At 39.8% G+C, this 22037-nt stretch carries 22 protein-coding genes and 1 pseudogene; all 23 read right to left on the minus strand.

Going from position 1 to position 22037, the window contains the following annotated elements:
• Positions 1-20 precede the first annotated feature (20 nt).
• Positions 21-443 (minus strand): S1 domain-containing RNA-binding protein, encoded by a 423-nt coding sequence (locus tag BK581_RS13025; protein ID WP_078578573.1) that lies wholly within the window; start codon positions 441-443, stop codon positions 21-23.
• 71 nt (positions 444-514) lie between these two features.
• On the minus strand, positions 515-901 hold the full coding sequence (locus BK581_RS13030) for an FtsB family cell division protein (RefSeq protein WP_078578574.1): 387 nt from the start codon (positions 899-901) through the stop codon (positions 515-517).
• A 21-nt stretch (positions 902-922) separates the two neighbouring features.
• Positions 923-1501, minus strand: coding sequence for a spore cortex biosynthesis protein YabQ (gene yabQ / locus BK581_RS13035; RefSeq protein ID WP_078578575.1), 579 nt, complete (start codon positions 1499-1501; stop codon positions 923-925).
• Positions 1498-1806 (minus strand): sporulation protein YabP, encoded by a 309-nt coding sequence (gene yabP, locus BK581_RS13040; RefSeq protein ID WP_078578576.1) that lies wholly within the window; start codon positions 1804-1806, stop codon positions 1498-1500. Before yabP ends, yabQ begins: the two co-directional genes overlap by 4 nt.
• A gap of 69 nt (positions 1807-1875) precedes the next feature.
• A complete protein-coding gene (locus BK581_RS13045) occupies positions 1876-2139 on the minus strand; it encodes an RNA-binding S4 domain-containing protein (RefSeq protein WP_078578577.1) in 264 nt (87 codons plus the stop codon).
• A 4-nt stretch (positions 2140-2143) separates the two neighbouring features.
• Entirely contained in the window at positions 2144-3622 is a 1479-nt protein-coding gene (yabN, locus tag BK581_RS13050) for a bifunctional methyltransferase/pyrophosphohydrolase YabN (protein ID WP_078578578.1), read from the minus strand.
• A gap of 15 nt (positions 3623-3637) precedes the next feature.
• Positions 3638-5272 carry a putative polysaccharide biosynthesis protein gene (locus tag BK581_RS13055; RefSeq protein WP_078578579.1) on the minus strand — a complete coding sequence of 545 codons (1635 nt, stop codon included), beginning with the start codon at positions 5270-5272 and terminating at the stop codon, positions 3638-3640.
• Positions 5273-5511: 239 nt separating this feature from the next.
• Positions 5512-6051, minus strand: coding sequence for a stage V sporulation protein T (gene spoVT / locus BK581_RS13060; RefSeq protein WP_078578580.1), 540 nt, complete (start codon positions 6049-6051; stop codon positions 5512-5514).
• A gap of 284 nt (positions 6052-6335) precedes the next feature.
• On the minus strand, positions 6336-9887 hold the full coding sequence (gene mfd / locus BK581_RS13065; protein ID WP_078578581.1) for a transcription-repair coupling factor: 3552 nt from the start codon (positions 9885-9887) through the stop codon (positions 6336-6338).
• Positions 9888-10288: 401 nt separating this feature from the next.
• Positions 10289-10516 carry an anti-sigma-F factor Fin family protein gene (locus tag BK581_RS13070; protein WP_078578582.1) on the minus strand — a complete coding sequence of 76 codons (228 nt, stop codon included), beginning with the start codon at positions 10514-10516 and terminating at the stop codon, positions 10289-10291.
• Positions 10517-10608: 92 nt separating this feature from the next.
• Positions 10609-11172, minus strand: coding sequence for an aminoacyl-tRNA hydrolase (pth, locus tag BK581_RS13075; protein ID WP_078579938.1), 564 nt, complete (start codon positions 11170-11172; stop codon positions 10609-10611).
• A gap of 192 nt (positions 11173-11364) precedes the next feature.
• Complete coding sequence (locus BK581_RS13080; RefSeq protein WP_078578583.1) at positions 11365-12021, minus strand: 50S ribosomal protein L25/general stress protein Ctc; 657 nt, start codon at positions 12019-12021, stop codon at positions 11365-11367.
• A 145-nt stretch (positions 12022-12166) separates the two neighbouring features.
• Positions 12167-13117 (minus strand): ribose-phosphate diphosphokinase, encoded by a 951-nt coding sequence (locus BK581_RS13085; protein WP_078578584.1) that lies wholly within the window; start codon positions 13115-13117, stop codon positions 12167-12169.
• A 43-nt stretch (positions 13118-13160) separates the two neighbouring features.
• A complete protein-coding gene (glmU, locus tag BK581_RS13090; RefSeq protein WP_078578585.1) occupies positions 13161-14519 on the minus strand; it encodes a bifunctional UDP-N-acetylglucosamine diphosphorylase/glucosamine-1-phosphate N-acetyltransferase GlmU in 1359 nt (452 codons plus the stop codon).
• A 341-nt stretch (positions 14520-14860) separates the two neighbouring features.
• Positions 14861-16022, minus strand: a pseudogene (locus BK581_RS13100) (IS3 family transposase).
• A 124-nt stretch (positions 16023-16146) separates the two neighbouring features.
• Positions 16147-16437 (minus strand): septation regulator SpoVG, encoded by a 291-nt coding sequence (spoVG, locus tag BK581_RS13105; RefSeq protein WP_078578587.1) that lies wholly within the window; start codon positions 16435-16437, stop codon positions 16147-16149.
• Between the two features lie 191 nt (positions 16438-16628).
• Positions 16629-17444: a pur operon repressor gene (gene purR, locus BK581_RS13110; RefSeq protein ID WP_078578588.1), complete on the minus strand. Its 816-nt coding sequence runs from the start codon at positions 17442-17444 to the stop codon at positions 16629-16631.
• A 68-nt stretch (positions 17445-17512) separates the two neighbouring features.
• The gene (gene ispE / locus BK581_RS13115) at positions 17513-18391 is read right to left on the minus strand and encodes a 4-(cytidine 5'-diphospho)-2-C-methyl-D-erythritol kinase (protein ID WP_078578589.1); all 879 of its coding nucleotides are present in this window, start codon (positions 18389-18391) and stop codon (positions 17513-17515) included.
• 204 nt (positions 18392-18595) lie between these two features.
• A complete protein-coding gene (locus tag BK581_RS13120; protein WP_078578590.1) occupies positions 18596-18766 on the minus strand; it encodes a small, acid-soluble spore protein, alpha/beta type in 171 nt (56 codons plus the stop codon).
• Positions 18767-18964: 198 nt separating this feature from the next.
• Entirely contained in the window at positions 18965-19219 is a 255-nt protein-coding gene (locus tag BK581_RS13125) for a Veg family protein (RefSeq protein ID WP_078578591.1), read from the minus strand.
• Between the two features lie 138 nt (positions 19220-19357).
• Positions 19358-20260, minus strand: a complete 903-nt coding sequence (gene yabG, locus BK581_RS13130; protein WP_078578592.1) for a sporulation peptidase YabG — start codon at positions 20258-20260, stop codon at positions 19358-19360.
• 79 nt (positions 20261-20339) lie between these two features.
• On the minus strand, positions 20340-21212 hold the full coding sequence (gene rsmA, locus BK581_RS13135; RefSeq protein WP_078578593.1) for a 16S rRNA (adenine(1518)-N(6)/adenine(1519)-N(6))-dimethyltransferase RsmA: 873 nt from the start codon (positions 21210-21212) through the stop codon (positions 20340-20342).
• On the minus strand, positions 21205-21789 hold the full coding sequence (gene rnmV, locus BK581_RS13140; protein WP_078578594.1) for a ribonuclease M5: 585 nt from the start codon (positions 21787-21789) through the stop codon (positions 21205-21207). The genes rsmA and rnmV overlap by 8 nt, the downstream gene beginning before the upstream one ends.
• Positions 21790-22037: the final 248 nt, after the last annotated feature.

The raw sequence follows: 22037 nt of genomic DNA on the forward strand, positions 1-22037 counted from the left end.
TCAATCAGCAGTAAGTTTTATTATCCGCGTTTGGTATTTCGCCCCCCGCGTTTAGATTCAGTATTTCGTTTCAATGAAGAAAGTCTCTCTTCGCTATCTTTTAAAAATCGATTCATCTTATCTTCAAAGGACAGTGACGGCTGCTCTTTACGTCGTGGCTTAACTGGCTGTCGAGCGGTCCGTTCCGCTTTTTTTGCTCCTTCTTCAGACGCCTTTGCTTTACGAATGGAAAGTCCAATTTTACCGTCCTTTTCTACATTCATAACTTTAACTGTCACTTCATCGCCAACGGTTAAGAACTCATTAATGTCTTTCACATAACTATCAGCCACTTCACTGATATGCACGAGGCCTGTACTCCCACTGGGCAATTCAACAAAAGCACCGAAATTAGTAATTCCAGTGACTTTCCCTTGACACTTACTGCCTACTTCGATGGACATGTAAAAAATGCTCCTCCTTCATGGAACTAATATATCATTTACTATATTATACAAATGTGAAGAGATCGGTGTCAATTGTCCTCCGTTGACTGGCGCGGAAGCTGGAATAATATCTCACCATCTTGTGTTAAGAAATAATCCCGTCTCGCTAGTTCAGCGATGTACTCTGGATCATTTAGCCATTTTATTTCTTGTTCTAGTTGTGAGGCTTCCTTTTCCCTAACAACAAGTTCCTCTTCCAAACTCTCATTTGTCTCCTGTTGCTTTTGAATCGACACATGCTGCTGATACAGTACTGATCCCCCGGCCCCCAAAATAATAAGGAATACAACAGCAAACACGGACAATCGCCGGACTAAGCCTTTTTGACGTCGTAACCGTTGCTCTTCCATTTGTACTTGCTTTTCCATATACTCAGATGTTAATCTCCGGATTTTTTTCTGATTATCCTGTTGCATGTTTTCACCCCTTTAATTCCTTTATTTCTTTTTTATGTGAAATAAAATCAATAGTCGTTTTATAAGTAACAGTACCGCTTTACGTTGTTTTAAAAAAGGGTGTGCTAGTTTATTATCTATAAATTGCCCCAGAAAAATAATAGGCCTTAAGGTCCATTTAAAAACAAAAGAAACTAGTCCCCATATTGTTATTAACACTATCATACCTAAGCGAAGAAGGAGTTTCAACAGACCTTTTATTGGATTTATAAAAATTACATAGGTCAAATGAACTAAAAACGTGTACACAGCGTGTATGACTTTTAACACTCTTTCTAGCACTCGCCTATATACCCCTTCAAATATAGCACGGTAGACAGCATATCCGAGTATGATTGACAGCAACAAATAGACACGTACTTCTCCATTGTTAATGTTCAATAATAGAATAAAGTACAAGAGAGCTTGGGCAACCCAAAACAAAAAATCGTTCATTATCCTTGTCCACTTAAACATGTGACGCTTTCCTGAAATTCTTTCGTAAGTATCAAAGGAGGCCCCGAGCCAAATACCTGTGGCAACACTAGACACCATAGATACCATTTGTATATCTAAAGTCACTTAAATAACTTCCCAAATAAGCCCTTTGTTTTTTCACCGTGAAGCTGATTTAAGTAGACGAGGTCCTCTATCGTCCCTTTAATTGAGACATTCCCCTCTTCCACATCGAGGTTTTTCATTTGTAGATCATGCCCACGAATAGAGAGAAACCCCATATCCGTCTCAAGCAAAAACTCTTCACTGTCAAAGCTCTCTACCTGCTTAACACCTGTTATATCTAATAACCTTCTTGATTTTAAAATTAACTGGTGGTCGCGGCCATTACGCCCTCCTCCAGATGGGATATGATGATATGATTGTTCCATTTCCATCCTCCTCTATACATTCTTTACTGCTAATGTATGTAGAAGCTGATATAAATAGAACAAGCCCTTTTAGTTATTATCTACCCGCTCTTCTTTTAAGATACTGTAGAAAGTAGCTGCGTCCTCTTTCTTAGCTGATTCTTCTACACGATCAATTCTAATTGTCATATGCTTTTGACCGAATAACACCTCTAATTCATCCCCTGGCTTTACTTCTGTCCCTGGCTTTGCCGCCTGCCCATTTACTTTGACCCTGCCTTGACTAGCCACTTCTTTAGCCATAGTTCTCCGTTTAATCAGGCGTGACACTTTTAAATATTTATCTAACCTCATGTCATTACTCTCCTTTACGTTCCTCTTGTTTTGCTTTTTCCCAAAGTTCATCTAATTTTTGTAACGTGACGTCATCAGCTCGTAAGCTATCTTTCGCTAATTGATCCTCTATATAGTTAAAACGCCGGCGAAATTTATTATTCGTTTTAGTGAGTGCTTCTTCTGGATCTATCTCATGATATCTTGCCAAGTTAACAAGGACAAATAAGACATCCCCTAATTCTTCGACAGCGTCATCGTTAGCTCCTTCTTTTAGTGCTTGAAGCCATTCAGATATTTCCTCTTGGAGCTTCATCCACATAGGTGCTTCATCCGCCCAATCAAATCCCACTTTAGCTGCTTTCTTTTGTAACTTGAAAGCTTTAAGAAGGGCCGGTAAAGCTGAGGGAATATCGTCCAGTAAAGACATGTTCCGTTTGTGTCCCTTCGCTATTTTTTCCTGTTGTTTAATCTCTTCCCAATTCGCTACAACTTCTTCTGCATTATCTGCGTTCTTGTCACCAAAGACGTGAGGGTGCCGTCTTATCATTTTTTCAGTTAATATACTGATGATATCCTTTATATTAAAATACCCTTCATCTTCACCTATTTGTGCATGAAGCAATACTTGTAGTAACACATCACCGAGCTCTTCTGCTAAATGGTCGTCATCGTTTTCATCTATAGCATCCAATACTTCATACGTTTCTTCTAGCAAGTATTTTTTTAATGATTGGTGCGTTTGTTTTTTGTCCCATGGACAACCATTCGGTCCCCGCAATGTTTTTATGACGTGCTGCAACGTTGAAAATTCCCCATATAACAAGGTGTCATCTTTAACTGGCGCAAGATAAACAGCTGTTAAATTACTGAGTGTCGTTACTCTATCTAATTCATACAACGGAACAGTCCGCACACTCTCTTGAGCCGTTCCAGCCGCTGTCACAACATGTACTATGTAATCGTCTGGAAATCGTTCCATTAATGTTAGCTTCACATGAGAAGCACTCATCTGATCATATACTTGCGCCACAATTGTATGGCTCGATAAGTCAAGGCTTGACGGGTCCATCGTCATCCCATCCACTAGCTGAAAACCATCGATGGGATCGATTTTTAAGCTCGTAAACATAGCATCAAGAAAACTGTGACCACCTTCAATGACCACGTTTATATTTTCACCGTGCGCCAATAACCGCTGCACAGTTGCTTCTGCTACTAACGGATGACCAGGTACAGCATAAACAATCTCACCTTTAATCTTGACCGCTTCTACTAACTCTTTCACTATGTGTTCATACACCTCTTCAAATTGGTCATAGGTTTTATATATGGTATCAAAACTTTTAAACGTCACACCTTCCCTTTTTAGTTCGGCAACAACTGGATGATCTTCTGTTCTTAAAAAAACTAGTTCTTGTTTTATAAGTTTTTTATAAATTCCAACAGGTAACTGATCTAAATCTCCTGCACCTAATCCGAGTATTCTAATCGTGGAACTCATTTATATTCACCCTTCCTATGACTTACTACCTTTAACTTTATAAGGGATTTTCCGCCCTATTTTAGGTAGGGCTTCCCATTCATCTTGTGTGAGAATACTAAACTGTTTGATTAAAAAGAGAAAGATAACGCCTCCGAAAACGGAAGCTGTTACGGCTTTAATGGCTTCATTCAGCCTTCCTTCGATAGTCAACGCACTAAATCCCCATAAGTATAAGTTTACCACTAGTGTCATGATCGCTAAACTGACAACCCACTTCATCCAAAAACTCAGTGGAAATGGCCGCCATAACCGATAGTTTGATAAGATATATACAGAGAGTAGCACCATGCCTGTCATGGCAATTACTGAGCTTACAGCTGCCCCTAAAATACCTATTTCACCAATAAGCCACCAATTAAGTATCAGCTTAACTGCACAGCCTACAAGTAAAACGAGGGCGGAATGGCCTGATTTACCCACAGCATGTAAGAGGGCGGCAATCGTCATAAAAAGGGCCCCGAAAAAGACAAGCCACGCAAATACTTGTAAAACAACTGTCCCTTCTTGATCCATAAACATCATCTTATTAAGTGATGGCATGATAACAGACATGCCAGTTGCTGCCGCTCCACCAAAAACAATGCAGACTTTAATAGACCTAGTAATGTCACTTTTTACTTCAGTGAAATCTTTCTGTTCATAGGCTTTTGCAATAACAGGAACAGCAGCATATGAGAAAACAGTCGTCACCACTGCCCCAAACTGAACAAGCGGCCACCCTCTATCATAGATCCCCTTATGAATAGCAGCATCACTATGAGACAAGCCAGAAGTAATAAGCTGACGAAAAACAGTGAACGTATCAGTTAACTGAAAAATAACGAGCACCATGGCGCTGATGGAGACAAAGATGCCTGACAGTAATAAGTCCTTTAAATCAGGCCTCCAAACCCTAGACCATTCTCTTTTCATCTTTAGTGGCGACAGTGATAATGGTAAGGACTGTCGATACTTCAATGCTAATAGGAGGAAAAGAGCCACACCTGCTAACCCTCCAGCTACAGCTCCTATCCCTGCTGAAGTCCCTGCTAAATAAGGATCACCTTGTCTCATAGCTATGATAGCAATGAGGAGGATGACCGTTACTCTCACAGCTTGTTCTAATACTTGGGAAATAGCTGATGGTGTAGCAGCACCTATTCCTTGATAAACACCTCTTCCTAAAGCTAAAAAAGGGATAAGGAAAAAAGACGGGCCAATCCAACGAATCGCTGCTGTCAAATTCGGATCTCCCATCACTATCGCGAGTGGTTTCGCCATTACCATAATGATTCCACCTATGAGCGTGTGTAAAAAAAGTAAGCAAATAAATACAAACATTAATCGGTCCGTATTGAGTGTCTGCTCGTTTAATGATCGCCCTGTATGTTCCTTAGCAACCATCCGTGAGATGACTAGAGGAAATCCATATGTCCCCAAAACAAAGGCTATCCCATAAATAGGATAAACTTGTTGGTAAACATAAAACCCCTGATCCCCTGTTATATTTTGATATGGTATTTTATAAAGTGCACTTAGCCCTTTAGCGATAAATGCAGCTAATGATAAATAGACGGCCCCCTTCACCCATGTAAGTTGGTTAGTACCATGATGACGTTGCCCTTCCATAAAGCAGCCCTCTCTAAACGTAAATAATTATATGCTATTATAGCATACGAAAAAGGCTATAATATGGCTTCAAAGTATCATAATTTTCCTATCAACAGTCCCTCAGTAAGTTTTATTAGTCAGTTGACTACTCTTAAAAACAGTCCAGTTTAGTTATTCAATAAACAAAGGGTTTGAAAAAAATGAAAAGACTGCCCTTATGAGTTATGGACAGTCGTCTAATTGCATATGAGATTATGCTATTGCTCCATTTGTCTTGCTAAAAATCCTGCTGCAGTTTCCGCTAATTTTTGCTCAACTTCTCCTATCGATCCACTCCCTTTACTAATGAGCGATACTGCCCCAATAGGATCCCCATTAGCAATTATCGGTGAAATGCAATAGCCATCCATCGGTTCACTCGTGTCTCCCGCAATGACATATTCCCCCTTCTCTGACTTGACATTGGACTTTCTTTCTTCCATCGCCTGTTCAACTAAGTCACCAATGGCTTTATTGTGATAATCTTTTTTCGAGCCCCCTGCAACAGTAATAAATGAATCTCTGTCAGCTATAAGTACGATATGATTCAAACTGTCATAAAGCGCTTCTGCATATTCTTTAGCAAAATCGCCGAGCTCTGAAATTGGTGAATATTTCTTTAAAATCACTTCCCCTTCCCTGTCGACAAAAATCTCTAGTGGATCCCCTTCACGTATACGAAGAGTCCGCCTGATTTCTTTCGGAATAACGACACGGCCAAGATCATCGATACGACGCACTATACCCGTTGCTTTCATCAATGCATTGCCTCGCTTTCTTTGTTGTAATGACTGGATGTCTATTCAAGCTCTTATGGTTCAGAAGCTAGTCCTTATTATCTGAAAAATAAAAAGAACTATTCACCAATTGAAGAATAAAGTTGTTTATTTACCTATGGAAGAACTAGCCATTAACGTTTGCTATGGCGTCACCGTCTCTTTACCCTTAAAGTCCCCACTATTTAAATATTTAAAAGGCCCACCTCTTAAGTTAATAAGTAATCAACTTAAAAGAAGAGCCTTCCCTTTATAACATTATGTCATTAAGCATTTGCCACTTCATCTTTTCGTACTTCGTCTAACTTTCCAAGCACTTGTTCAAGAATCTCCATATATTCACCATCTGTCAAAGACTTTGTTTTCAGGTGTATAACAATTTGACTCCCCGCCATGGATAAATGTAATTTTGAAGATAGCTTGTTAACGAGAGTGAAGAGCTTTGCTCCATCGATCCTTGCTGTTGCTTCTTCACTAAGAACCACTTTACATTGCTGATTTTTCTCCGAAATAGATTCAATCCCTTCCTGTTTAGCGAGTAGCTTAACTTTAGACACTGCCATGAGGTAACTTACTTCAGGCGGGTAATCACCGAAACGGTCAATCATTTCATTTTGTAAGTCTAACAGGTCTCGTTGAGAGTTGATGGATCTAAACCGCTTATACATATCAATCTTCTGTTTAGAATCGGCAATATATGATTCAGGAATGTACGCATCTACTTTTACATCCAGCTCGATGTCTGGCTCCCTCACAGACTGAGATTTTTCTCCGCCATTCCCTTGATCCTTTCGCTCGTCTATAGCATCCTTCAACATTTGAGAATAAAGGTCAAATCCTACCGAGGCAATAAAACCGTGTTGTTCCGCACCTAGTAAATTACCCGCTCCTCGAATTGACAAATCTCGCATGGCGATCTTAAAGCCGGAACCGAGCTCCGTAAATTCTTTGATTGATTGTAGGCGTTTTTCAGCGACTTCCGTCAACACTTTGTCCCGTTGATGAGTAAAGTAAGCGTAAGCAACACGGTTGGAACGTCCTACTCGTCCACGAAGTTGATAAAGCTGAGAAAGGCCCATTCGATCAGCGTTATGGATGATGAGAGTATTAACATTAGGAATATCCACCCCTGTTTCAATAATGGTGGTCGTGACAAGCACATCTGTATTTCCTTCCAAAAAGTCCAACATAACCGTCTCTAATTCATTTTCTGTCATGCGCCCATGGGCAAACTGAATATTCGCTTCCGGCACAAGCATAGAGATTTTATCGGCCATCGATTCTATATCCTCTACACGATTGTATAAAAAGTACACTTGCCCGCCTCGCGCAAGTTCCCGTTCAATGGCTTCTCTAACCAGTGACTCATTATAATCCACCACGTACGTCTGGACGGGAAACCGATTTTCTGGGGGCGTTTCTATAACAGATAAATCTCTGACTCCAAGCATGGACATGTGCAAGGTTCGTGGAATAGGAGTAGCTGTTAGCGTTAGGACGTCGACGTTCGCTTTCAGTTGCTTAATTTTCTCTTTATGCGTCACTCCAAATCGCTGTTCTTCATCGACAATAAGCAAACCTAGTTTTGCAAAATTTATATCTTTAGAGAGAAGGCGATGTGTACCAACGACGATATCACACGTGCCATTTTTTACTGCATCGGCTGTTAATTTTAACTCTTTTCTTGTACGAAAGCGGCTTAACAAGCCGATATTAACAGCAAAGTCTTGAAAACGCTCACGAATCGTTTCATAATGCTGTTGGGCCAAGATAGTTGTCGGTACAAGAAGGGCCACTTGTTTTCCATCCATGATGGCTTTAAATGCTGCACGAAGTGCCACTTCTGTCTTTCCATAACCGACATCCCCGCACAACAATCGATCCATTGGACGTTCGCGTTCCATGTCAGCCTTTATTTCTTCAATTGCTTGGATTTGATCTTCCGTTTCCTGATATGGAAACGATGATTCAAATTCTTGTTGTTCAGGTCCGTCTTTAGAGAAAGCATGCCCTTTTGTCCGTTCACGTTCTGCATATAGTTTAATTAAATCATCAGCAATATCTTGTACAGAGGATTTCACTTTCTTCTTAACTTTCTTCCAATCACTTCCACCAAGAGCATAAAGTTTCGGATCTTTTTCTTCAGAACCAACGTACTTTTGGACTTGATCGATTTGATCAACGGGAACATATAGCTTATCGTTTCCCGCATAAGAAATATGCATATAATCTTTATGAATATCTCCTACTTTAAGCGTCTCAATCCCTAAATATTTCCCAATACCATGGTTAACATGAACGACCCAATCGCCAACTTTTAATTCTGAGTAACTTTTTATCCTTTCAGCATTAGAAAGTTTTTGTCGGCGTTTCGGTTTACGCGTTTGTTTCGTAAAAACTTCTTCTTCAGTAATCACGATTATCCGTTGCATAGACAATTCAAATCCTGCCATTAGATGGCCTGGACTAATTTGTGCCTGTCCTCTAGCCGGCTCTTGCTCTTTAGACACAATGGCTGCTTCAATCTCGTAATCTTCTAAAACGCTTTTCATTCTTTCTGCTCGTTCCTCTCCAGAACAGAGAAACACAATGGAATAGTCCGCATCCTTCCACCGATCAACTTCATTTTTTAATAAATGAAGTTGACCGTGGAAATTTTGCATTGATTTACTTTGAATATTAACAATATTTTGTGGCTGTGTAGCTGGTACATGACGCAAGAAAAGACTCAAATACAACTTTGGCGCATCACTTTGTTGAATAATAGCATCCCAAGAACGAGACATATCAAGGCCTGATACCATTGCTCCTTGAGATAGCATGGTCGTCTGCCATTCAGCTTCTTCTTTTTCTAGACTCTGGACCATTTCCTGTACACGACTTACCTCATCGACAAAGACTGCCCCCCCTGAAGGTAAATAATCCATAAGGGTCCACTCTTTCTCGTAATATAGAGACATATATTTATACATCGCATCGAACATCGTATGCTGCTTAAGCCAATCAATTTCCATGCTTACTTGCTCTGCTAAATTCTCTTTGACACTTGCATCTTTCACCTTTTTTAACGTAGAAGCTAATTCAATTTCTAGTTTTTCAGCCCCACGTTGAAAATGGTCGTCATCCATTAAAATCTCTCTAGCAGGCCCAATTGTGACTCCTGTCACTTGCGTTTTGGAGCGCTGAGTTTCCACATCAAAAAATCGTATGGAGTCAATCTCTGTATCAAATAATTCAATTCTCACAGGATGCTCTTCAGATAAAGGATAAATATCGATAATACCACCTCGAACACTTAAATGACCGGGTGCAGACACCATATCTACTCTTTGAAAACCCATGGATACACATTGAGTAATTATCTTGTTTAACTGAATATCTTCTCCAGTTGTTAATGATAGCTGACGTTCCTGCCACATAGCAGGTGGGGGCAACAGACGTCTTACACCTGCCACCGGGGCGATGACTATGGCTTCTCGATTAGAAGACCACTGATTAAGTGCGTCCATTCTTTGCCCCCTCATTTCTGGACTAGCTACAGCGATTTCTGATGAAATGAGTTCATTTACGGGATAGAGATAAACATGCTCCTCCTCAATGACGGACGTTAGGTCTTCATATAACTTTTGTGCTTGAAATAGGTTATGAGTAATGATTAACTGAGATTTCCCTGTTCGTTTAAATATGGCTGCAAGCATAAGTGAGCGCGCCGACCCTGTAACTCCTGATATCATTTGCTCAGACAGGTTCGCTTCCAACCCTTCTGTGATGCTTACTAACTCATCACTGTTATAAATTGATTTAATAAGCCCTTCCAAGATTTCTCCCACCTTTATCTCGTCCATTGTACTATCATACTTTATTCCTTCTGAATTATTTCACGTATGCGCCACTCTGACAATGAGTCTACTATGATACATTCACACAACTTCTTACTAGAACTATTCATATAACTACTTACTATTTATAAAGACATAAGCGTTTAAATATCAAAACGCTCTCTCTTTGAAAAGACCCATTCATCTTCACATGACACCACACCATTCAAAAGACGTGTGTTAGTTAAATGCTATGTTACCTTCACTTTTTTAACGCTGCCTCTTTACAGGAGGGGCAACGTCATCTTATCAACTACTATTGCTGATCGATTTAAAGATAGTTATTATATGAGAAAAATGCTTTGGCGTATAAGCCAAAGCTTGTATAGACCTCTCTTGTATCAATTAAGAAAGGATTCCTGCTCATGATATGCAGGGTATTTTTCAAGTGTTCGTTCACACTCTTCACAAATAATTTTAATATGAACATGTCCTTGTTGATCATAATCAATCATTTCCTGTTTGTCTTGATCACTTAATTGCTCTATTCCAAGTTGGCGCCCATCTACATCAGCATCAATTGTGCCCATTTTGTGCCCGCAGTGGCGACAGTAATAATGAATAGCCATGATGATCCCCCTTATAGCATGTCGAATCATCACTAGTATGGACACAAGAACATAAGACTATTCAGCTTCCTTAGGTTACTCAAACATGTAGATTACGATTGATTATAGTCGTTCATGACTTTTAGAAAATCTGTTTCAGTCCACTTCTGTACGGCTTGGGCTGCCCGATCAACCGCATCATCGATATCTTCTCGTTCTTGTGGGGGAAAATTCCCCAAAACATAATCTGGTACCGATACCCCTGGGTCAGGGCGACCGACGCCAACTCTTATTCGCTTAAATTGATCAGTTCCTATATGTTGAATAATGGATTTCATGCCATTGTGCCCTCCATGGCCACCCTTTTGGCGCAGTCGGATTGTCCCCGGTGGTAAATCTAAATCGTCGTAAATGACGAGTAAGTCTTCAGGCGTCATTTTGAAATAATTCATAAGTGGCCCAACTGATTCACCGGACAGGTTCATATATGTAAGTGGTTTTAATAAGTATATTTTCTCTGTACCTATTCGTGTAACCCCATATGCGCCTTTAAACTTTGCCTGATTAAGTTCTACATTGACCAGTTGTTGACACTTATCAATAACTTCAAAGCCGACATTATGCCGTGTCCGCTCATATTCTTTCCCCGGATTACCCAACCCTACGACGAGTTTCATTATTCCATTCTCTCCTTCATTCTCTCCAGCCCTTCCTTTGAAAAGCTTCTTTAAAAACATAATAGGTCTCTCCTTACGAGATGCGGCTTCTTTCATTATACTGGATTACGGAAGGAAAGTTAACTAGGTTACAGAAAAGAATAAAGAATGAAAAGGGTATAACCTGAGTGGTTATACCCTCCCCATCATCATTTAATCTTGCTTCTCCTCATCTGAACCGCTCTTTTCAGCCTCAGCATTAGGGTCCCCATCCACCAATTCAGGCTCTCTTCCTTCATCGACTGCTGGTTCTTCAGGTTCTTCATCTGGAGGGAGAATAGAGACGACAACTTCTTCTGGTTCACTATTAAATTCAAAGTTTGCTCCACTCTTTAAGTCTTTAACTAATAAAGCGTCATTTACATCCAGATCGGTTACATCTACTTCTATACCATCTGGTAAATCAGCCGGCAAAGCACGTACAGAAAGCTCATAAACAGCTTGTTGTAGTACGCCACCGTCTTTTACCCCTTTAGATTCGCCTATCACATGAACAGGGACGTCAGCATCCATTTCAGATGTCATGTCAGCTGCATAAAAATCAATGTGAAGATACTCATTTTTTATAGAATCATATTGCATGTCATAGATCATCACATCTGTTTGTGTCCCATCTATATCGAGCTTAAAAACACCCGTTTTCCCTTGAGAGCGAAGGGTTTTAATAAATGCCACTTCTTCAACGGCAACGGCTTTATTTCCAAATGCTTTACCGTAAACAACTGCAGGAATGTTACCTGCCTGCCTTATTTTTGATAATCGCGATCCTCGAAAATCTTCTCTGACTGCTGCTTGTAAAACTGTAGCCATATTGAATCACCTCGTCATTTTTTAGGTCTTTCTATGGTTTTCCCATCCTTCATTCAATTAAAACCTCTTTTTATCGAATTATCGCTGGACACCAGTATAAAACCACTTACGATGATGCTTCTATAGTTGCTACACACGTCAATATTTAGTCAAATAAACGACTGACAGAGCGTTGTTCATGACAGTAAATAATCGCTTTAGCTAAAAGAGGTGCCACTGACAATTGGGTAATTTTCCCTGTTTTTTTCTCTTCTGGTAAAGGTATCGTATTGGTGACCACCAATTCTTTAATTTTAGAGTTTTCAATACGCTCAATCGCTGGGCCTGATAATACCGGGTGAGTACTACATGCGTACACCTCTTTTGCACCGTTCTCAATCATGGCATTAGCTGCTAACGCCATAGTACCAGCAGTATCAATGATATCGTCAATAATAATCGCTGTTTTCCCTTCAATATGTCCAACGATATTCATCACTTCAGCCATGTTTGGCTTCGGTCTTCGCTTATCAATAATCGCAATAGGTGATTTTAGCCGGTCTGCCATTTTTCTTGCACGTACAACACCACCGTGATCAGGGGAAACAACGACAATATCTTCTAGATTTTTTTCCTCAAAATAGTTGGCCAGTATAGGAACACCAACGAGTTGATCCACAGGAATATCGAAAAATCCTTGAATTTGAGAGGCGTGGAGGTCTAATGAAATAACTCTTGTAGCACCAGCAGTTTCAAGTAGGTTAGCTACAAGTTTAGCTGTAATCGGTTCACGGGAACGCGCTTTTCTATCTTGACGGGCGTAACCATAGTAAGGTAGCACGACATTAATATTATTAGCTGATGCTCGTTTTAAGGCATCGATCATAATAAGCAGTTCCATAATATTTTCGTTAGCTGGAGAGCTTGTAGATTGAATGACGAAAATATCACATCCGCGAATACTTTCTTCAATATTAATTTGAATCTCACCATCGCTAAACCGAGTAACTGAACTCTCTCCCATTTCAATACCGATTTCTTTCGTTATTTCATGCGCCAACTCTGGGTTAGAGTTCAACGTAAATACCTTCAAATTGTCGTCTTTATACTGAGCCATCTTTAGTAAAACCTCCATCATTTTTTAACTAACTTTGATCGCGTTATTTATTTATATAGCCCTCTTTGGTCGTTTGACGCTCTCGGGCAATTGCTAAAGATTTTTGTGGTACATCGTCTGTAATTGTTGAGCCTGCTGCTATATATGCGCCTTTTCCGACAGTGACAGGCGCAATTAAGTTTGAGTTACACCCGATAAATGCCCCGTCTTCTACCGTTGTTAAAAATTTATTTTCACCATCATAATTAACGGTAATGGCGCCACAACCTACATTAACACCTTCACCAATTTTTGCATCACCTAAATAGCTTAAGTGGGAGGCTTTACTCCCTTCTCCCATGGACATTTTTTTCAACTCAACAAAATTCCCTACTCTTACCTTGTCAGCTAATTCTGTTTGGGGACGGAGATGTGAAAATGGTCCAATTGAAACGTGACTCCCTACATCACTGTTATGCACCACTGATTGTTTGACAACAGTACCATGGCCAATTCGACTATCTTTTATTTCAGTGTGAGGACCAAGCTCACAATTGTCACCGATAGTCGCAGTTCCTGATATAATCGTGCCCGGTGAAATAATCGTATCCTGACCGATGACAGCGTCAGCAGAAATATACGTCTGCTCAGGGTCTATTAACGTGACTCCTTCTCGCATCCATTTCTCATTAATTCGCTTTTTCATCCATTTTTCAGCTTCACTGAGAGCTACACGGTCATTGACACCCATCGTCTCATAGAAATTATTAGTTTGATAGGCTGACACTTTTTCATTGTCCTTTTGCAAGATTTCAATAACATCTGGTAAGTAGTACTCGCCTTGAGAGTTATCGTTTCCAACACGCTTTAGGGCTTTAAAAAGAGCTTTGTTATCAAAACAATACGTCCCTGTATTTATTTCTTTTACTTGTTTTTCCTCACTGGACGCATCTTTATGTTCTACAATTTTCTTCACTGCTTGTGTGCTGTCCCTTATTACTCTTCCGTAGCCTGTTGGATCTTCTGCTAATGCTGTTAAGATCGTCGCTTTTGCCCCTTGTTCCTCATGATGTGTAAAAAGAGCTTCCATCGTTTCAGCTGTCAGTAGCGGAGTGTCTCCACAAACAACAATCGTGGTACCTTGTTCATCTCCTATAGTCTCTTCGGCCTGCATAACAGCATGTCCTGTTCCAAGCTGCTCCTTTTGCAAAGCATATGCCACTTTATCACCGAGAAGCTCTTTAACCTTTTCAGCTCCATGGCCGACGATTGTGACTGTTTGATCAATTCGACATACGTTTAATTCGTCTAAAATATGTTGAACCATTGGTTTACCACATACTGGATGAAGCACTTTATATAACTGTGATTTCATCCGTGTTCCTTTTCCTGCTGCTAATACAACGGCAAATCTTTTTGTCATGTCTTAACCTCCAGGGCCTGATTTTCCCTTATGAATATATCTTAAAATGTCCATCATTTCAAGGCTTTGCTTCTGTTTAATTACGCCTTTTACTGTTGCTATGTTTGTTTTTAATTCAAGATTAGTAGGAGATACACGTACTTGCGGCAATGTCATTTCCCTTAATAATAAATGTTTTTTTATGAATAATAATGACTGATTGGGCTCAAAATGCTTTTTTACAATGCCCCTCACTTAAACTTTTCAAAAGATAATGTGTGACTTATAAATGTTAGAGCATAAAAATAAACCCGGGCCAAATGTCTTGAACTGACCTAGAAAAATGAGATTTAAAAAAACACCTAGGCTGCCATACTCCTGAATTCTACTGGGGTATGGCAGTTTAACTTTTTAAATGGTCGTATATAATTGTAATAATACATGTACGTTTCTACTTTTTCTAGTACAATAGAATTTGTAAGGTGCACTCGTTGCTGAGTGCTGAATTCTTCCGACTTTAGTGAGGAATGGAAGGATTCAATGACGGCATTATCAAAGCAGTTGCCTTTCCGAGACATGCTTGTGGTAATGCCTTTTTCTTTTGCTTTTTCTTGAAATTTATAGGATGTATACTGAGCTCCTTGGTCACTGTGTAATAGGACGCCATAAGTCTCCCTACCTCTACAAGCATCTTCTAAAGTGTTTATCACGAGCGAGAGATCTTGTTTATCACTGATTCGATAGGCAATAATTTCGTTGTTATACAAGTCCATTATGGTTGATAAATATAGCATCTTTTCACCATAAGGTAAGTATGTAATGTCAGTCACCCACTTTTGATTCGAACTCTCTGCGGAGAAATGTTGTTCTAACAGGTTCCCAACCACAAGTTTACTTTCCCCAGCTATATAGGATTGTCGCTTTGGCTTTACGCGACATTGGATATTAAACTTCTGCATGATCTTCTGAACGGTGTTTCGATTGACGTTAATATGATGTTCCTTTTTAAGAAGATCCCTCACCATTCGATGCCCGACTCTATATTTAAATTCTTTACAAATAGTTAATACCAATTGTTCTAAAGGTTTAGGTTTCCAAGATGTCTTTCTCCAACGATAATAAGTTGACTGGGAACATTCAAACAATCACAAATCGACGTAATCGTGTATTTAGACTTCAATATTTCAACCAATTCTACGAATGCTTCTGGCACCACTTCCTTTCGATTTCCTGGTACTTTCCCAACAGTTCTTCTCTCATTTCATAATAGGACAATTTTCTTTTTAACAGGTCAATTTCGCTCATATCCTCTGATCCTTTTCCATACTTATACTGCTTTCCAGCAGGTTGAGCTAATCGTTGTTCTTCTCCTTTTCTATACCATCTCATCCAAGTCTTAATCTGTGTTTTATTTTTAATGCCAAAGCGTGCCATCAATTCTTTATTCGTATACTCTCCTGTTAACTTTAATCGAATAACCTCTTTTTTTATTTCTTCTGGATAAACATTATTTTTTCGGCCCATAAGAAAAACACCTCCAAATTTGTCGTTAAGTTTATATACGACTATGGGGGTGTTTTTTCCTTGTCTCATTTAATTAGGTCACTCTATCTTACTTGGACCAGGTTTAAACGTTTTATAACTATTTTTATGAAGCACCTGCCTCTTCATATGCTTCTTCATCTTCTCCGGCTCGTTCATATTCCCCTAATACAGCCGATTGAATTTTTTCCCGTGTTTTAGACGAAATAGGATGAGCAATGTCCCTGAATTCCCCATCTGGCGTCCGTTTACTCGGCATTGCCACAAACATGCCATTGTTGCCATCAATTACCCGAATATCATGAACGACGAATTCATCGTCAATTGTAATAGATGCAATCGCAAGCATTCGGCCTTCCGTATTAACTCGGCGCAGTCTCACATCAGTCACTTCCATAAGTTTGCCACCACCTTTTCCCTATGAAAATAGATTCCTATTGTAACCGTTTCGATACAAAATGGAATTATCCTTCTTTTTTGATCAAAAAATCCTAAAAAAAGGGTAGGTGATAAACTGGTCAGTAAAAAATAGATGAAGGGTCATAGTTAAATTGCTTTATGTTTTCAATTATAGGCCTTAAAACATCGTTAATTAAAAATAGTACCACGCTCAACTTGAATCTGTTGGTTCTTTTCATCTACTCGTGAGAGCTTTGTTAATGAAGTATAAGTACTCACAAGCTTCTCCTCTTCATGAACAGCTTCAGTTAGCACACCCACTCCTGCCACCGTGGATTGAAATTCTTTCACAAGATCCATCATCCCACGGATCGTCCCGCCTGCTTTCATAAAATCATCCACAATGAGAACGTTGGAGTTCGGAGCAAGGCTTCTTCTGGCAAGCGACATTGTCTGGATTCTTTTAGTTGATCCAGATACATAGTTTATACTTACAATCGAGCCTTCCGTAATTCTTTGTTCATGTCGGACAATGCAAACAGGAACATGGAGATGCGTAGCCACAGCGTATGCAATCGGAATTCCCTTCGTTGCCATTGTCATGACGGCATTTACATTACTATGCCGGTAATAAGACGCGAATATCCTTCCTAATTCTTGCATCAACGCGGGATCTCCAATAATATCCATCATATATAAATACCCGCCGGGTAATAACCTCTCTGGATCTTGAAGTTTGTCGCACAGCTGATCGATAAGTTGTGCTGCTTCTTCCAAATTAACTGTCGGGATAAATGTTACGCCACCAGATGCCCCAGCTGATGTAGCAACTGTTCCTAAATGTTTCTTTTCCAAAATATCTTTAACGATACCGATGTCCTCACTAATGGATGATTTTGCTGATTGGTATCGACTAGAAAAAAATGTTAATGGTATAAGCTGATGTGGATGCGCTAATAAATAATGTGTCATATCCACTAAGCGCCCGCTTCGTCTGTATTTCATTCATGCACCTCCGCTAAATCCGAATAATTTATCAGTAATATATCATTTTTATCCGGAATTAACAAGAGTCACTTCTTGAAATCCTCGTAACGTTCACCTAAAATACGAACTACAAACACTTCTTCCATAAATCCTTTTAAACCATTGTATAACCTCTCTGCTTTTGCATCACTGCGAGTTAAAGAAAAGACAGTAGGGCCACTTCCACTCATCACCGTTCCATCTGCACCGAACTGAATAAGCTTCTCTTTAATCATGTTGACTTCTGGAGCAAGCTTGAAGGTTGCTGGTTCCATGACGTTTTCTAACCGCTGACACATCCCATTAAAGTCCTGTTGTTCAATTGCTTGAATCATTCCTGCAGTATCTGGATGAGACATATTATCTAGTTGTAAGCTACCGTAAATATCCTTTGTGGATACACCAGCTTGCGTTTTGGCAAGGACTACCCAACACGAGGGGGGTGGCGTCGATATAAAACTGAGCTTCTCCCCTCTTCCTCTGGCGACAGCTGTACCACCGTAGACACAAAACGGAACATCTGAGCCAATTTGGAGGCCTATACTAGCTAATTCCTCTAATGAAAGCCCGAGATTCCACATCTCATTAAGGCCACGTAACACAGCAGCAGCATCTGTACTTCCTCCAGCTAGTCCTGCTGAGACGGGGATTTTTTTATCGATAAAAATAGCGACACCCGTTTGAATATTAAATGCTTTTTTTAATAAATATGCTGCTTGATAAGCATGATTATGTTTATTAGCTGGCACATGGCCTTTATTAACTTCTATTCGAATATCATTACTGTTCAATAATTTTAGATGGATTCTGTCAGCCAAATCCACTGTTGTCATAACCATTTCCACTTCATGGTAACCATCTTCTCGTTTTCCGAGAACATCCAAGGTTAAGTTTATTTTCGCTGGAGCTTTAAAGACTCTTTCCATGTTATCACCTGCTTCTTCTGTTGCAATCTTTCGTTATTTTACCATTAGTTATCGACCCATACTACCTTTTCTCTCCACGAGCAGGATCTAAAGCCATTTTCAACGGCTTTCTTTCTTTTCATATAAGCGTTTGGATTGTCCTGAGAGCAACAAAAAAAGGCCAGTGCTTAAGCCCTGGCCTTTGTGCCGCTACTGGTTTTCTGGCTACTTTTTAGCATGCTCCTGAGCGATTTCAATCGCTCGCTTTACCATGTTACCAGCATCTCTCGAACGAATTCCGCCCCATCCTTCTTTCTTGACGGTATCATAAAATCCCAGTTCTTTTGCAAGTTCTTCTTTAAACTGATCTGACATGACACCACGGCGTCTACTCATTGGCAACCTCTCCCCTTTACCAGTGCGACATCCTTAGTTTGCCCAGAGAATGTTATTTGACGTTAGTAATTTTTAGTTAAATTAAATAGCCCCCCATCGTTCATGGGGAGCTACTTTTGCCAGCGATTTCTTTTCGATAGCACAAAAAAAAAGCTAAGACGTCATTTAGATTATTTTTTGCGCTATCGTGTTCACAACTTAAGCTTCGTCTGCCAGCTCTTCAGGCATCGTTAACTTAACTGTTTCCGTGAGTACGTCAGTATAACTATAAGAGAGTCTTTCTACAGAATGTTCACTACGATCCAGTTTGACCGTAAACACTGCAGGATAAATACCTTCCAATAAACCTGAGCGTTCAATCATTTTTTTACGCCCACCATTTGCTTGAATCGTAATCTTCTTCCCTACATTTGCTTCTAAAACCTGTTTAATCTCCAATAATGTTTTCGCCATCCACCACACCTCACTTAGAGAAAAGTATAACACGAAGGTGGACAACTGTCAAGCAAAACTAAAATTATAACAATGCGTACCATCAGTGTCAATACATTTCTCATTATTTTTCATATTTATTAGGATGACCTATATTTTTTATATTATGTGCCGACCTGAACGACGCTCATTATCATCATGTTTATCTGCAAAGAAAGGGGCTCCTCTTCTCATAGCGCCTACGGACTCAAGACCGCCTAATCCTTTTTCTCCAGAAAGGGTGGTTTTTAAAATGTCCCATACACTAATTCGGTCTGTAAATGGGGTTAAGCTAACTTTCGATACAACATATACAGGGTCCAAGGCGTGAATATTCACTCTTTTAGGTGAGCTTGCAAAATTTGCCCCTGCTTTCAAAATAGATTGAAAATGGGACTGACAAGCTCCTGCAAAGATCATAAGATGGTCCATATAAGGCACCATTTTTCGTGCCTCCCGAACGGATTCTGCGAAATACTTAGAATTACGATAAGCTTTAATATCCGCTTTATCTCCCCGTGATTGAATGTACGCATCATGGCCTGTTATGACAAGCAAGTCAGGTCTGACCATATCGATTAAAGCAGCAATTTGCTCGGGCATTTCCTTTTCGGGTAAGTAGACACCATACACAGGGACACCGAGTCGGTCATAAACATCCGTACATTTTTTCAAATATAATTGATCACCGTCTAGGTGAAGAACTTTTCCTGGCATTTCGAAATAAGAGTTTTTTTTTGTGTAGCCCGATGTCATTTCATAGTCATTTTGTTCTCTAACCAGCTTGCGCTCCTGGCGAAATAAGTGATAGCAGCTGTCTTCTTTGACCTTTTGTTTCTTTTTTCTCTCTTTACGTTCCTCTTCTTGAATAAAGACAAGGTCATCAATTGGAGCATCAGCCACAAGACGCACTTCTTCCCCATGTAATTCGGCTATGTCTCCATTTAATTTATGAATTCGGAATAAGACATCACAATCATAAGATGAACGGCCTACAATTTGACCCACTTTGAACTCTGCCATCAAAAACGCCTCCTTCTAAGCTAATATATGCAAGGAGACTATAAGGTGCCACGGGAGGCTTATATCGTTACGATTCATTCTATTCATTTTCACTCATATTATTTTCAATACGGGCGAATTCCTCCATTGAAAGAGATTCTCCACGTCTTTTTGGATCAATATTTAAATCCTGTAGTTTCTCTGCTACTACCTGTTTACTTAACGTATCTTTAAAATAGGCAGAAAGATTATTTAATAATGTTTTTCTTCGTTGAGCAAACGAGGCTTGTACGATTTGAAAAAAGCGTTCTTCATTATTCACTCTAACAGGCGGCTTGTCTCTAATTGTAAGTCTTAAAATAGCTGAGTCCACATTAGGCTGGGGAATAAACACGGTTTTAGGCACAGTAAAAACGGTCTCTGCCTCTGCATAATATTGAGCTGCAATTGAAAGAGACCCGTAATCTTTTGATCCCGGAGCAGCAGCAATTCGCTCTGCTACCTCTTTTTGAAGCATCACAACAATCACTCTCACCGGTAGCTTATCCTCAAGTAATTTCATTAATATTGGCGTCGTAATGTAATAAGGTAAATTCGCTACAACTGCCACATCCTGACCTTCATAAAAGAACTTGGCCATCTCTTCTCTCACGTTTGCTTTCAATACATCTTTATGAATCACATTCACGTGTGGGAAGGGGGCTAACGTCTCCTTTAATATGGGCATAAGCCGTTGATCGATTTCAAAAGCTAACACACGTTCCGCCACTTTAGCCGACTGTTCAGTCAAGGCACCAATGCCTGGTCCAATTTCTATCACTCCTGAGGAATCCGATAAACTGGCTGCCTCAACAATGTTCCTTAAAATATTCGTGTCAATGAGAAAGTTCTGCCCTAAGCTTTTTTTGAATGAAAAGCCATGTTTCTTTAAAATTTCCTGTGTTCTCGCTGGTGTGGCAATATCCTTAACCATGTCTATACAGCTCCTTCTCAACATTGGCCAGCGCTCTTTCAAAATCCTCTTGCGTGACTCTAAATTGTTTTAGTCTTTTATATAACTGTTTGCCATTAGTATAACCGATCCCCAGCTCTTTACCGAGTAGCTCACGGCGGCGTTTAGCTGAACCACCGGCAATTAAACCTGCCCTCTGTAAAGAAGCTTGAGTGACATCATTTGTTTGTGCCTCGTCATGTTCCTCACTAAACGATGGTTTGGATGCTTCGAGAGCTGACCAGAGATTTTCCTTCGAAGCATGCTCAATACCAATTTTTTGTCGCCTCAAATCCCTTGCAACCTCTTTTGCTAAAAAAGCATGCTTACAACCAGGAACTTGCTGATCAATCGTTTTTCTTATCTTTTCGCCAGGGTAGTCGGGATCTGTCATTATAATGACACCCCGCTTTTGTAATGCGAGGCGAATTTTTTCAATTGTTTCTAGGGAGATTGCCGAGCCGTTTGTTTCAATCGTATCGCAATCAAACCAATTTTTAAGCGTGTTCGTATCGTTTTTACCTTCAACTACAATCATTTCCTTAATTTTTTTTGCCATGCTATATCCCTTCTTTTCTTGCTGTCTCTCTTGTTTTTCTATTTGAATCGATTTCATAAACCATCGTTTTATCGTTATTTCCGAACGTTAAGACTCATCCTCACTACAGATGAATTCTTTTCCGAGGGCTTGTCTTCAGCTAACTTTATATTATCTATCCGCATATAAATAATATTCAATAGATATTAGTCGTTTTATTGCTTATAAAACGGCCTTTAATTAGGGGCGTTTTACGGACGATTGATATA

Origin of the sequence: Salipaludibacillus agaradhaerens, assembly GCF_002019735.1 — a bacterium.
Lineage (GTDB): Bacteria > Bacillota > Bacilli > Bacillales > Salisediminibacteriaceae > Salipaludibacillus > Salipaludibacillus agaradhaerens.